14 protein-coding genes are annotated in these 12,858 nt (G+C 53.3%); 10 read left to right on the forward strand and 4 right to left on the reverse strand.

Annotated features, from left to right (window positions below; translation table 11 throughout):
* Both AB7F49_RS33270 and AB7F49_RS33275 read right to left on the reverse strand, forming a co-directional pair.
* Positions 1-565: AMP-binding protein (locus AB7F49_RS33270; RefSeq protein ID WP_428530263.1), on the reverse strand; the 565-nt coding region annotated here is incomplete at its 3' end.
* Between the two features lie 34 nt (positions 566-599).
* Positions 600-1,667, reverse strand: coding sequence for an LLM class flavin-dependent oxidoreductase (locus AB7F49_RS33275; RefSeq protein WP_428530265.1), 1,068 nt, complete (start codon positions 1,665-1,667; stop codon positions 600-602).
* 150 nt (positions 1,668-1,817) lie between these two features.
* Here AB7F49_RS33275 and AB7F49_RS33280 point away from each other — a divergent pair, with 150 nt between their 5' ends.
* From AB7F49_RS33280 to cofH, 10 genes are all read left to right on the forward strand, one after another.
* On the forward strand, positions 1,818-3,005 hold the full coding sequence (locus AB7F49_RS33280) for an ABC transporter substrate-binding protein (RefSeq protein WP_428530267.1): 1,188 nt from the start codon (positions 1,818-1,820) through the stop codon (positions 3,003-3,005).
* 139 nt (positions 3,006-3,144) lie between these two features.
* Positions 3,145-4,020 (forward strand): branched-chain amino acid ABC transporter permease, encoded by an 876-nt coding sequence (locus tag AB7F49_RS33285; protein ID WP_428530269.1) that lies wholly within the window; start codon positions 3,145-3,147, stop codon positions 4,018-4,020.
* A complete protein-coding gene (locus AB7F49_RS33290) occupies positions 4,017-4,973 on the forward strand; it encodes a branched-chain amino acid ABC transporter permease (RefSeq protein WP_428530271.1) in 957 nt (318 codons plus the stop codon). The genes AB7F49_RS33285 and AB7F49_RS33290 overlap by 4 nt, the downstream gene beginning before the upstream one ends.
* A complete protein-coding gene (locus AB7F49_RS33295) occupies positions 4,970-5,731 on the forward strand; it encodes an ABC transporter ATP-binding protein (protein WP_428530273.1) in 762 nt (253 codons plus the stop codon). The genes AB7F49_RS33290 and AB7F49_RS33295 overlap by 4 nt, the downstream gene beginning before the upstream one ends.
* Positions 5,718-6,455, forward strand: coding sequence for an ABC transporter ATP-binding protein (locus tag AB7F49_RS33300; RefSeq protein WP_428530275.1), 738 nt, complete (start codon positions 5,718-5,720; stop codon positions 6,453-6,455). Before AB7F49_RS33295 ends, AB7F49_RS33300 begins: the two co-directional genes overlap by 14 nt.
* A gap of 342 nt (positions 6,456-6,797) precedes the next feature.
* The gene (gene npdG / locus AB7F49_RS33305; protein WP_428530277.1) at positions 6,798-7,466 is read left to right on the forward strand and encodes an NADPH-dependent F420 reductase; all 669 of its coding nucleotides are present in this window, start codon (positions 6,798-6,800) and stop codon (positions 7,464-7,466) included.
* Positions 7,463-8,233 carry a coenzyme F420-0:L-glutamate ligase gene (gene cofE, locus AB7F49_RS33310; protein WP_428530279.1) on the forward strand — a complete coding sequence of 257 codons (771 nt, stop codon included), beginning with the start codon at positions 7,463-7,465 and terminating at the stop codon, positions 8,231-8,233. The genes npdG and cofE overlap by 4 nt, the downstream gene beginning before the upstream one ends.
* The gene (cofD, locus tag AB7F49_RS33315) at positions 8,230-9,192 is read left to right on the forward strand and encodes a 2-phospho-L-lactate transferase (RefSeq protein WP_428530281.1); all 963 of its coding nucleotides are present in this window, start codon (positions 8,230-8,232) and stop codon (positions 9,190-9,192) included. The genes cofE and cofD overlap by 4 nt, the downstream gene beginning before the upstream one ends.
* Positions 9,189-9,872 carry a 2-phospho-L-lactate guanylyltransferase gene (gene cofC, locus AB7F49_RS33320; RefSeq protein WP_428530283.1) on the forward strand — a complete coding sequence of 228 codons (684 nt, stop codon included), beginning with the start codon at positions 9,189-9,191 and terminating at the stop codon, positions 9,870-9,872. Before cofD ends, cofC begins: the two co-directional genes overlap by 4 nt.
* Positions 9,869-12,217, forward strand: coding sequence for a 5-amino-6-(D-ribitylamino)uracil--L-tyrosine 4-hydroxyphenyl transferase CofH (gene cofH / locus AB7F49_RS33325; protein ID WP_428530285.1), 2,349 nt, complete (start codon positions 9,869-9,871; stop codon positions 12,215-12,217). The genes cofC and cofH overlap by 4 nt, the downstream gene beginning before the upstream one ends.
* 35 nt (positions 12,218-12,252) lie before the next feature.
* Here the strand turns inward: cofH and AB7F49_RS33330 are convergent, their stop codons facing one another.
* Together AB7F49_RS33330 and AB7F49_RS33335 are read right to left on the reverse strand one after the other, a co-directional pair.
* Positions 12,253-12,435: a hypothetical protein gene (locus AB7F49_RS33330; RefSeq protein WP_428530287.1), complete on the reverse strand. Its 183-nt coding sequence runs from the start codon at positions 12,433-12,435 to the stop codon at positions 12,253-12,255.
* A gap of 28 nt (positions 12,436-12,463) precedes the next feature.
* Positions 12,464-12,858, reverse strand: a 395-nt coding sequence (locus tag AB7F49_RS33335; RefSeq protein WP_428530289.1) for a transposase domain-containing protein, incomplete at its 5' end; no start/stop codon positions are given.

A 12,858-nucleotide genomic window follows, 5' to 3' on the forward strand; every position in this document is an offset into this window, starting at 1 on the left:
TGTCTTCGTATTCAAACCGCGGAGAATTTCCCTCGAGTAGATTCTCCATTGAGTGATAGTTTGCCGCATCAACGCTAGGGATAACCAGCACTGCGGTAGTTGATGAGGAGTTCTGAAACACCTCGCGGATTTCATCGAGCAACTCGACGCCAGCAATCACCAAACTGGCGTCGGCATCGGCAATTCGATGCGAAAGCTCCGCTTCTCGCAACTGGACATAGGTAGGAATCGCCACCGCGCCCACGATATGAACTGCAAGCAAAGAAGCAATCAGATCCGGACCGTCGTGTAGCCTGATCACCACTTTGCAACCTTTACCGATTCCTAGCTTGCGCAGGACGTCGGCGTATTGGTGGCTCCGGTGTCTTAGGCCCGCAAAGGTTAGACTGCCGCCCGCAAAATAATAGGCGACGCGATCGCTCCAGCCATTTCGGACCGCCCCTTCCAACAATACTTGCGCCGCATTCATGTGCCGTGGATAGACCAATTCGGGCAGCGCACGTATTACTGAAGGCTGATGGCTGGAAGCGATTCCCTCGTACTTGCGCATAGCATCGATACCCATCTGGTGCTCGGGCAGCGAACTGACTTCCGCAACTCTATCGCTTCAGTCGCGGAAGCACCTCTTCAGCTAGACGCTTCATTTGCCCGAATTGATCCGGCGATCCAATAACGAGCTGAAACACCGTGACGCCGATGTCAATGTACCCCTGCAAACGTTGAGCGACCTGCTCAGCTGTTCCGGCGACTGCCCAGCGATCAACGACGTCATCCCATACGGGCGGGCCGTGAAAGTCGCCCAGCTGCGATTTCACCGATTCCCAAGCCTTTCGTGGATCATCGTCTACATTCACGAAGCAGTTAAACGCCTTAACCAACTTACCCTTATGATTTTTCTCTGCGGCATAATTCTCGATTCTTTTCCACTTTTCTTCGTACTCAGCCGGCGGAAGATGCAGTCCGAACCAACCATCGGCGTAATCGACGACCCGCTGGAACGGCCCAAAAATATATTTCCCCGCATACTTCTCTTGCCAACCATGGTGCACCGGCGCGCCTAGCTTTTTGGGAAAATAAATACCCGCGCCCATCAGTACCGGTGGCATTTCACTTGGTCGAGCTTGCCCAAGCGTAACCTCATCAAATTGAAACAGGCTGCCCTTATAAGAAAACTTGTCCTCGCGCCACAAGCGGCGAACAATATCCATTGTCTCGTTGAAGAGCTGCCCTCGTGCTTCATAAAGCCGCTTCGCGTCCAGATTGCTGTCGTGCCTCAGCGCCGAAAGCGCTTCGAACTCTCGCTTCAACAAGGTTGGCGTTCCCGCACCCGTGCCAACACCCATAATCGCTCGTCCACCCGAGCCGACATACATTGTAGCCCATTGCTGAGCTAGCATCACAGGATTCCGAAGCTGCGGAGTCAATATGCCTGTTCCAAGCATAATGCGCTTGGTCGCACCGCCAACAAGCGACAGTACATTGATCGGATCGTATGCCGCTGTTGTCCTGCGGCCCAACGGCGCATCGTGAACCCAGATCGCATCAAAGCCCAACGCCTCGGCTTCGATACCTGCGCGGATAAGATCCGAAAGCTCATACGTCTTACCCGTAATACCAAGGGTATTATTTACGGAGACGCCAACAATTACATCCTGCCCAAATCGCATTTCTGATTTCCCCCACTAAGGCGCGCTCAAAACACTCAGATCCGACCGCATTAGTTGGACATTGCATGTAATCACATTCTATGTCAATGTCATGTAACAGAACAAAGAACGACACGTGCTTTGAGAAAGCTCAATTAGGGAGGATAGATAATGAAACGAATTACTCGCCGCACAATGATCGCCGGCACGGCACTCAGCTCCACGGCTGCGTTTCTTCCGTTCAAGTTTGCGATTGCCCAAAATCGTCCAATCAAACTCGGCGTAATGCTTCCCTACAGCGGGACCTTCGCGCGACTTGGAAAGAATATTGACGACGGTCTTCGTATGGCGCTGAAAGAAAATGGCAACAAGCTCGGTGGCCGAGACGTGGAGTATATTGTTCTTGACGACGAGTCGAACCCAGCAAAAGGTGCCGAGAATGCGAACAAACTTGTGGCGCGCGATAAGGTCGATTGCTTGATCGGGTCAGTGCATTCGGGTGTCGCGATGGCAATGGTTAAAGTGGCTCGCGATACCAACACGATGCTGATTATCCCAAATGCCGGCGTTGACACAGCTACTGGCGAGGCTTGCGCGCCAAATATCTTCAGAACATCGTTCAGCAATTGGCAAGTTTCACATCCAATGGGCACAGCCGCGCTTGGGATGGGGCATAAGCGCGCCGTTGGCGTCAGCTGGCAATATGCCGCTGGCCAAGAACAGGTGAAAGCATTCGCTGAGGGTTTCGCGAGCGGTGGAGGAAAGATTGAGAAAGAGATCTATCTCCCGTTCCCCGCGGTCGAGTTTCAGGCAATTCTCACCGAAATAGCTGGGATCAAGCCTGACGTGGTCTACGCCTTTTTTGCAGGAGGCGGCGCGGCAAAATTCGTCAAAGACTTTGCGGCATCTGGCCTTGGAAGAAGCATGCAGCTTGTTGGGTCTGGATTTTTGACCGATGGAACGCTTGAAGCGCAGGGAGACTCTGCTGAAGGCCTTCAGACGACACTGCACTATGGCGACGAGTTGGAAATCCCGAAGAACATTAGCTTTCGAAATGCGTTCAAAGCCAACACTGGGCGAGATGCCGACGTTTACGCTGTTCAAGGATACGATACGGGACAGCTTCTCTTGCTAGGTGCGAACGCCGTCGGTGGCGATTTCTCAGCAAAGCAAAAACTGATTCAATCAATGGAAAGCGCAACAATCGATAGTCCGCGAGGCGCGTTCACTTTCTCGAAGTCCCACAATCCAATTCAGGACATTTATTTGCGAAAAGTCGTTGGCCTAAGCAACAAGGTCATTGGTGTAGCGGCGAAAGCAGTCGTTGATCCTGCGCGAGGCTGCTCGATGGCAACGTGATTGGCGAACTAACGAGCCGATCGCCCCCCTCGGAACCCAAGCCACAGTGACTCCGCACATGCACTCTCTAAGCGTCAGCTTAGCGTCGCTGTGGCTTACTCCCTCTTCTCAAATGTCAGTACTTTCGATTTAGCAGAATATGAGCGACGTGCTATCGCAACTGCTTATTCAAGGCCTGAATGGCATTCAGTACGGCCTCCTACTATTTTTGGTGGCAAGCGGCCTTACACTCGTGTTTGGGGTAATGGGCGTCATCAACTTGGCGCACGGCAGCTTCTACATGCTTGGTGCCTACCTCGCGTTCCTTTTCTTTGAGCTGACGGGTAGCCTATTCTTGGCGATCTTGATCGCTGTGCCGATCACCATCGCAGCGGGCTATCTCCTCGAAGCTACGCTGTTTCGTCCCCTCTACATTCGAGATCATCTGTACCAGGTGTTATTGACGTATGGCCTGATCCTTGTGCTTGATGAATTACGTAGGCTTGCATTCGGAAATGATGTTCATGGAATAAAAGTCCCGGCCTTGTTCGACTTTTCCATACCTCTAACGCAAACGTTAAACTACCCCGCGTTTCGCATTGTGATTTCTGTCATCTGCTTGATCATCGCTGGAGCGCTTTACCTGCTAATTCAACGAACTCGCTTAGGCATGATTGTACGTGCCGGCTCGACCAACCGCGAAATGGTCCAATCACTAGGAATCGACATCAACCTAGTCTACCGCGTTCTTTTTGCGCTCGGTGCAGCATTGGCAGCTTTCGCTGGGATGATAGCGGCGCCGGTCACCACAGTATTTCCAGGCATGGGAAACGAGGTGCTCATCATTTCATTTGTGGTGGTCGTAATCGGTGGAATCGGCTCTATCAAAGGAGCGTTTGTAGGCTCGCTCTTAGTCGGACTGGCGGACACCTTCGGTCAAGTCTTTGTTCCAAGTCTGTCCGGTATGGCCGTCTATGTGGTGATGGCGGCTGTCCTCATATGGCGCCCCACCGGACTTTACGGTAGCCCTAAATGAATGGGGGCAGCGCGACGGTCTCGTTCTTGGTGCGCTGCGCTCCTTTGGTGGCGCTCGCAATTTACCCCATTTGGGCAGACACCTTCGGCTTACAACTAGTTACGAAGTGTTTGATTTGGGCAATCTTCGCGATGAGCCTTAATCTACTCGTGGGCTTCGCTGGTTTGGTAAGCTTCGGTCACGCAGCGTTCTACGGAATTGGCGCCTACACTTTGATGGTGCTGACATCGAACTTTGCCGCGACCAACTTTCTAATTTCGTTTCCCATAGCGCTCTCTGTTTCCGGGTTAGCTGCACTTGTCGTGGGCATCCTAGTACTGCGTAGTTCTGGTATTTACTTCATTATGGCAACGCTCGCTTTTGCCCAGATGTTTTACTATTTCGTTGCCCGCTCGAAAGCACTCGGTGGATCCGACGGAGCATATGTCCATATCAAACCAACGTTGAATCTACTCGGGCTGTTCTCTGTAAATCTCGCTGACAGCCTCCAGTTCTATTTTTTGTGCCTGGTCCTCACCACAACTACGTTTGTTCTGTTAGCTGCCATAGCCGCTTCTCTTTTCGGTCGTGTCCTGCTTGCAATCAGAGAAAATGAGCATCGCGCTTTGGCGTTAGGATTTCCGACCTTCCGATTCAAGTTAGCGGCTTTCGTAATTGCCGGTATGCTAGCCAGCATTGCGGGCTATCTCGACGCCGCCCAGTTTGGATTTGTCGCTCCAGAACTATTTAGCTGGCACCAGTCCGGTACCGTTTTGATGATGGTGATCCTCGGAGGGTTGGGCACTCTGTATGGTCCGGTCCTGGGCGCTTTTGCGTTCACGCTTCTTCAACATTATCTGGCCGATCTAACTCAGCATTGGCTGCTTCCAATGGGCATACTAATAATCGCGGTCGCTCTAGCCTTGCCGCGTGGTCTCGCCGGGCTTGCTAGGCAGAGGTCTGCCGCAAGATGACGCTCAAACCTGATTTCTCCGAGCCCCTGCTCGAAGTCGAGCAAATAACAAAGCGATTCGGCGGACTGCTAGCAGTCAACAGCGTATCGATGAAATTGTTTCGCGGACAGGTTCACGCGCTGATAGGGCCCAACGGCGCTGGCAAGAGCACACTGGTAAATCTAATTTCTGGAGACACTAGACCCACATTTGGTCGAGTGTACCTTCAAGGTGCAGACATTTCAGGGCTTCCTCTGCATGAAGTATCGCAAATGGGTGTTGCGCGATCCTACCAACACCGGAATGTCTTCTTTCACTTCTCAGCCTTCGAAAACTGTCGCCTTGCGGCTCAGTCGAGGCTACGAAGCTCGATGCGTCTCTTTCGCCCTGCATACAATTACCAAGGAGTGAATGAAGCAGCGGCTCGCGCACTCGATCAAGTAGGGCTCGAACACTTCGACCGCATCGCTGCCACGCTCTCGCATGGCGAAATCAGGCAGCTGGAAATTGCAATGTCGTTGGCAACTGAACCGGAGGTTCTATTACTGGACGAACCTCTCGCCGGCATGGGTGCTGAAGAGTCAGTGCGGATGATTGAGTTGATTTCGAAACTCGCTCCCCACCACGCAGTGCTTTTGGTCGAGCATGACATGGATGCGGTCTTTCGATTAGCAAATGTACTCACCGTGATGGTCCAGGGCGGCGTGATCGCAAGCGGAGATCCTGCAACCGTAAAGGCCAACCGAGCCGTACAGGAGGCTTATCTTGGCACAGACTAAATCGACTCCTGACGCAACGCCCTTCTTGGAAGTCCGCGGGCTCCATACGCATTATGGCACGAGCCATGTACTGCGTGGGATTGATATGAAAATTTGGCTTGGGGAGACAATTGGCCTTTTAGGGCGCAATGGCATGGGAAAAACCACGCTTTTGCGCTCAATCCTCGGACTAGTTGTTCCAAGCAGAGGACAAATCGTAATTAATGGCCAATCCGTAAAAGGAGTTCCACCGCACTTGATTGCTCGGAAGGGAATTGGATATGTGCCCGAGGGTCGGGGCATTTTCACGAAACTGTCGGTGTACGAACACCTAGAGATGGCCGCGCGACCAGGCGTGAGAGGACAGCGAGATTGGACCCCGGAGCGCGTTTACGCGTCCTTTCCCCGACTCGCTGAACGTATAAACCACAATGCGAACGATCTCTCCGGAGGCGAGCAGCAGATGCTCTCCATTGGCCGCGCGCTTGTAACAAATCCTGACCTTTTGATTCTGGATGAAGCGACTGAGGGCTTAGCGCCGCTAATAGCAAAGGAGATTTGGTCTATTATCTCCGTTATTCGGCAAAACGGCATCGGCGCCATTGTAGTAGATAAGAACGTCAGCGCTGTCTCAAAGCTTGCGGATCGCAACTTGATTCTCGTCAAAGGTTCCGTTGCGTTTGAAGGCGGCAGCGACGAATTGCATGCTTCACCCGAAATCCTGCGCAACTTTGTCGGTGTTTAGAGGAACGATATCGATGTTCCGATATCCGACGCTTCTTGACGAAGCAAGGGGAGCAGCCCCTCCGTCGGCACTTAGCCCAAGGCTCTAAACGCCGAGTCTATCCAATCCGGTCGCAATCGATCCGAGGGTCCAAGCGTCGCTTGGACTCGTCACCACTGACCGCGATCACAAAAGCAAAGCTTGCGACCTCAGAATGCATGTGATTACATGAACTGTCAATACCCGAACAATATGACTGGTCGTGGTACCGCGTCGGGCTCATCGTAATCCATCTCGACCGCGCGGATAGTTCACGACTTTTGAGCAGTCACAGAAGCGCAACGGGAGTTTTGAGTGTCGACTATGAAACATATTGCGATTGTCGGAGGCACTGGAGCTCTCGGGAGCGGCCTTACGGCAAGGTGGGGTCGTTACGGTCACCACATCACGATTGGATCTCGCGATCCTGCGAAAGCTGAACAGCACGCGGAGATGCTCTCACGAAGGTGGCAGATCGCAAACATTTCGGGAGCATCAAACTCCACAGCGGCGGCTAATGCGGAGGTCGTATGTATCGCCGTTCCTTATTCGGCACATGCAGCGACACTCGCTGAGTTGAAGAATGTAGTGGCGGGCAAGCTTGTGATCGAGGCCACTGTCCCCCTACTCCCGCCGAAGGTCTCAGTTGTTCAACTGCCCGCCGGTGGCTCACTTGCCGCGCAAACTCAAATCCTCTTGGGCGATAGCACCAAGGTCGTCTCCGCCTTTCACAATATTTCGGCAGAGCTCCTGCAAGAGCCAGCTACCGATATCGATTGCGATGTAATGGTCTTTGGAAACGACGAAGCGGCGTGCGCGGAGGTGATTTCGTTGACCTATAACCTCGGACTTCGTGGTGTTAGCGCGGGGCCAATAGGCAACTCAGTCGCCGCGGAAACGATGACAAGCATACTGATCGGAATAAATCGACGCTACCGAGCCCACGGAGCGGGAATACGTTTCACCGGTTTGTCGACGTCCGCCTCCTCATGAAGCACGCAGGTCCGATTGAATTGATTCCCGTTCGCAGTTTCCCATTGGTGCGGGAAAACGATCGCATCGCACAACACATCATAACTTGCCTGGAATTCCAGGGAGTTGCTTTGCAGACTGACGACATTCTGGTGATCGCCCAGAAAGTCGTATCCAAGGCAGAAGGCCGATTGCTAAATTTGTCGACGATAATTCCTACCGAAAGAGCATTTCGCTTATCTGACGTGTGCCGCAAAGATCCGAGACTCGTCCAGGCTATACTGTCTGAGTCATCGGAGGTTCTACGGTGCGCAGACAATCTCTTGATTGTCGTACATCGCTTAGGCTTCGTGGCTGCCAATGCCGCGATAGACGCTTCCAATGTCGGCGCGAATAACGAAAACTTCGTCCTGCTACTACCGCGCGATCCGGACAAGTCCGCAGTCGCTATTCGAAATGAAATTGCAGAAACTACCGGAATTAGTGTCGGGATAATCATCAACGATAGCTTCGGCCGCGCATGGCGCCAAGGCACAATTGGGACTGCCATCGGGGCCGCCGGATTGCCATCGCTCGAGGATTTGCGCGGTCGTCCAGATCTATTCGGAAGGACCCTCGTAGCTACAGAGGTCGCTACTGCAGATCAGTTGGCGTCAGCCGCTTCCTTGCTGCAGGGCCAAGCCGACGAAGGAATTCCGGTCGTCCTCATTCGAGGCTTTCATTCCAGCTCGCCGCACAACTCCGCAGCAGCGTTGATCCGGCCATCTGAGAAAGACACCTTTCGATGAACAACGACGCGCGCATTGCACTACTTTGCGGCGGAGTTGGTGGTGCCAAGCTCGCGCTAGGACTGGCTCGCGTCCACGCGCCGTCCTGTCTGACAATTGTCGTCAATACAGCGGATGATTTCGAACATCTCGGGCTGCACATTTCTCCCGACATAGACACGGTCACCTATACGCTCGCGGGGCTTGCTAACCCTAGCACCGGCTGGGGACAAGCCAATGAAACATGGGAATGCATGGCGACATTAGATCTGCTCGGGGGGGAGACTTGGTTCAGACTTGGTGACCGCGACCTTGCAACGCATCTTCAACGGACGAGCCTCCTGAATGCTGGGATGTCATTGACTGATGCGACCGCGTGCATTGCCCGAAGGCTTGGAGTGGGCGCGACCGTACTGCCCATGACGGATTCGTTTGTCAGGACAGAACTGGTTACCGATGCGGGGACTTTGGCTTTTCAGCACTATTTCGTTAAGCAGCAGTGCATCCCTGAAGTTCGATCGATACAATTTCGTGGTTACGAGGATGCGCCACCAACCACTCAGGTACTAGAGGCGCTGTCGGACAAGTCCGATGTGATAATTATCGCGCCCTCAAATCCATTCTTGAGCATTGACCCCATTTTGGCCCTTCCAGGTGTTAGAGACGCTTTGCGCTCGGCGACAGCCCCTGTGGTGGCCGTGTCCCCTATCATCGGAGCGGCGGCCTTCAAGGGGCCTACAACCAAGCTAATGATCGAGTTGGGGATTCCGACAAACGCATTTGAGCTCGCGAATTATTACTGCGACATTATTGATCACTACGTCATCGATACAGAGGACGCATCGATAGTCACCAAGATTCAAGAGCTCGGCATCTCTGTTGAAACGTCCGCCATCCGGATGGACGATGATCTCTCCAAGGAGCGGCTTGCCCGTTGCGTGCTGAACTCCGCACTAGCTAAGCGTAAGCGAATGCGATGATGAGGTTAGCCGCACTGATCCCTGTAAAAGGTTTCGATTTCGCCAAACAACGGCTTTCAGGCGTTCTAACTCCGATCGAACGGCGTGACCTAGCTCGCAACATGCTGACAGACACCATTGCACTAGCGAAATCGACCTCGATTATTACTGACATATTTGTCGCTACCGGCGACGCAGATGTATTGAGTTTGGCGAAAACATCTCAACTGAACGTCTCGATTTCGAATTCCTCGCTGGATCTTAACGAAACGATCAATAAGACCGCCAAGCAACTGGCGCAGGAGCATTATGATCGCATTCTCGTACTCCCGACAGATCTGCCATTGGCGACCGCGGACGATCTGTCCTCTCTAGTAGCTGCTCATGTGGAATTCCAAGATCACCTAACTATAGCTGTCGCGCAAAAGGACTTCGGAACCAATTGCCTTGTTATGGCGCCGCCGGCATCTATGGACGTGTGCTTCGGTACATTGAGCGGTCTGAGACATCTCGAGAGTGCGCAAAGCCATGGGCTGCAGGCACATGCTCTGTCGCTACCGGGCTTGGATCTTGACATCGACGATCCCACGGACATTTGCAAATTCCTAAAACTGGCGAAGTGCGGCAACGCCTGGAATTTCCTAATGCACATTCGCTTACTTGAACGGCTGGTAGCTGGCACGCCTCGGGGACAGACATGATCGGCATAAGCTCAGACCATCTCAAATCGTTAGTCGCAGCGCCATCTGCGTCGCTTCAAGCAGAAGCGGCTCAATTGCGAGATCAAGCTTTTGGTCGAATCGTGACCTATTCGCCGAAGGTATTCATCCCGCTGACGGTTCTTTGCCGTAACGTGTGTGCGTATTGCACGTTCGCCAAAGCTCCTTCGAAGGCCACGAGCATTTTTCTCGCGCCCGAGGACGTGCTGCAAATTGCCAATGCGGGCAAGGCAAACGGCTGCTTTGAAGCTCTTTTTACATTGGGAGACCGGCCGGAGCTTAGATACTCGGCTGCGGCTGATTGGTTGAAGCAGCACGGATACGATTCTACATCGCACTATCTGGCAGCGATGGCTAAGCTCGTTTTCGACGAAACCGGCCTCTTTCCTCATATCAATGCGGGCGCGCTAAGTCACTCAGAGCTAAAGACACTTAGAGAGGTTAGTTTTTCACAAGGGATGATGCTCGAGAGCATTTCTGTGCGTCTGTGCGAGCGCGGCGGACCGCATTTTGGGTCACCGGACAAAACCCCGTCAGTGCGCTTAGAGGTATTAAAAGCAGCCGGGGAGTTGCAAATACCGTTTACTACCGGACTCCTTATTGGCATCGGGGAGACTCGACAAGAGCGCATCGAGGCAATGATCGCCATCCGCGACCTTCATAACAGGTACGAGCATATTCAAGAGATCATCGTCCAAAATTTTCGGGCAAAGCCGGGAACTCGCATGGCAGGGGCTGCCGAACCCGAAATAGAAGAAGTGCTTTGGACAACGAGCGTTGCGAGGCTCATTTTTGGACCCGACATGAGTATTCAGGTCCCCCCTAATCTTAACGCAAATGCTATTGATAAGTTGATTGATGCCGGCATTAACGACTGGGGCGGCATCTCGCCGGTGACGCCAGATCACGTCAATCCGGAAGCCGCTTGGCCTCATGTAGCCGATTTGGCAGCAAAGACTGCCGAAAGTGGAAAGGTATTACAGCCTCGCCTGACTTTGTATCCACGCTATACGCAACAACCAAATCGCTGGTTACACCAGCAATTGCATCGCGCACTTAAAGAACAGTCAGATTCTGAAGGGTACGCGCGGACTGATCAGTGGTCCCCCGGGTCGCAGTTCTCGATCGAACATCGTAGCCGTGACAATGTCGCAGATCTCCAGAACGTTGGCAGAACCTCCGGTATCGAACGGGTTATTATGCGCGCGCGCTCGTGCGAAGACTTAAGCGAATCTGAAATCGTCGAATTGTTCGCAGCACGTGGACCAGATTTTGAAACCGTGTGCATGGCAGCTGACAGCGAGCGTAGACGGTTTAACGGCGACACAGTGACTTATGTCGTTACGCGAAATATCAACTACACCAATATCTGCGGTTACCGTTGTAGCTTTTGCGCATTTTCTAAAGGAAAGATTGCGGATCACTTACGTGGTCGGCCCTATTTGTTGGACCTAAATGAAATATCACGCCGATCTGTTGAAGCCTGGGATCGAGGTGCGACTGAAGTTTGCTTGCAGGGGGGCATTCATCCGAGCTTCACTGGCGACACTTACATCGAAATATGCCGCGCAATCAAAGATGCCGTGCCGGCTATACACATTCACGCATTTTCTCCACTCGAGATCTACCATGGCGCGACCACTCTCGGAGTATCGGTAAGCGCCTTTTTGACGCGCTTGAAAGCTGTCGGCTTGTCAAGTCTCCCTGGTACAGCCGCTGAAATTCTCGACGACGAGGTAAGGCGCGTTATTTGTCCGGACAAACTCAGCACCGCCGAATGGCTATCTGTTATAGAATCTGCTCACAATGTCGGTTTACGGACTACGGCTACCATAATGTTCGGACATGTGGACCGACCCGTACATTGGGCCCGCCATTTATTGCACCTTCGCCGTCTCCAACAACGCACAGCAGGGTTCACGGAGTTTGTTCCACTGCCCTTTGTCCCGATGGAAGCTCCGATATACTTGCGCGGCGGCTCGCGGCGAGGCCCAACGTCGCGGGAAGCCATACTTATGCATGCGGTTAGCCGCTTGGTGTTAGCGCCGCATTTCGTTAACATTCAAACGTCGTGGGCAAAAATGGGTCGGAACGGTGCGGTGGCGAGCCTTAGTGCGGGTTGCAACGACATGGGCGGCACGTTGATGAATGAGTCCATCTCAAGAGCCGCAGGAGCTGCAAATGGACAAGAGCTAACGCCGCATGAGATGGACGAACTAATCAGCAAGGCACAGAGAGTTCCGCTGCAAAGAAACACACTCTACGGACGAGCAGACAAGGGTCGTGTGATGGCTTCGCACGCAGCGCCGCAGCTTTCCGCAGGTTAGGGCCTGTACCAAAGCTCTTCAACAAATTGGGTCGTTCAGCGCTTCCGCAACACAAACCTTGGAAGGGCCGACTCTGACATAGTCGGAATCTGCACTTCCTTCTGACGATTCTCGTCTGCAATCGCGAGCATTTTGACCTTATCTGCTCGGGCCAAAGATGTCGCGGAGCACAGGGTGCCGAAGAAGATATCGATGTGTCCCGCCATCAAATCGTTCAAGACAAGGCCTTCTCCGTAAGCGTCGTACTCAGGCCACGTCTTTCAATGGCTGGTTGACGGCGTAGGCCCAGGGCAGGAGTTCGTCGATGCGACTGTTGGGATGGCGGTTGACGATCTTGGTGAGGGCGTCGGCGAGGTAGGCCTGCGGATCAATGGCATTGAGTTTGCAGGTTTCGATCAGCGATGCGACGACTGCCCAATGCTCGGCTCCGCCATCGGAGCCGGCGAAGAGCGCATTTTTCCGATTCAATGCAATCGGCCTGATGCTGCGCTCGACGACATTGGAATCGATCTCGATCCGATCGAGCAAACCTTCGCCAAGATCAAACATTGGATGCGCACCGCTCAGAAGCGCACCGTCGACGATGCCTGGCGCCATATCGGAAGCCTCGTCGCCACAATCCACGCCGACGAGTGCTGCAA

Source organism: Pseudorhodoplanes sp. (genome assembly GCF_050250235.1).
Lineage (GTDB): Bacteria > Pseudomonadota > Alphaproteobacteria > Rhizobiales > Xanthobacteraceae > Pseudorhodoplanes.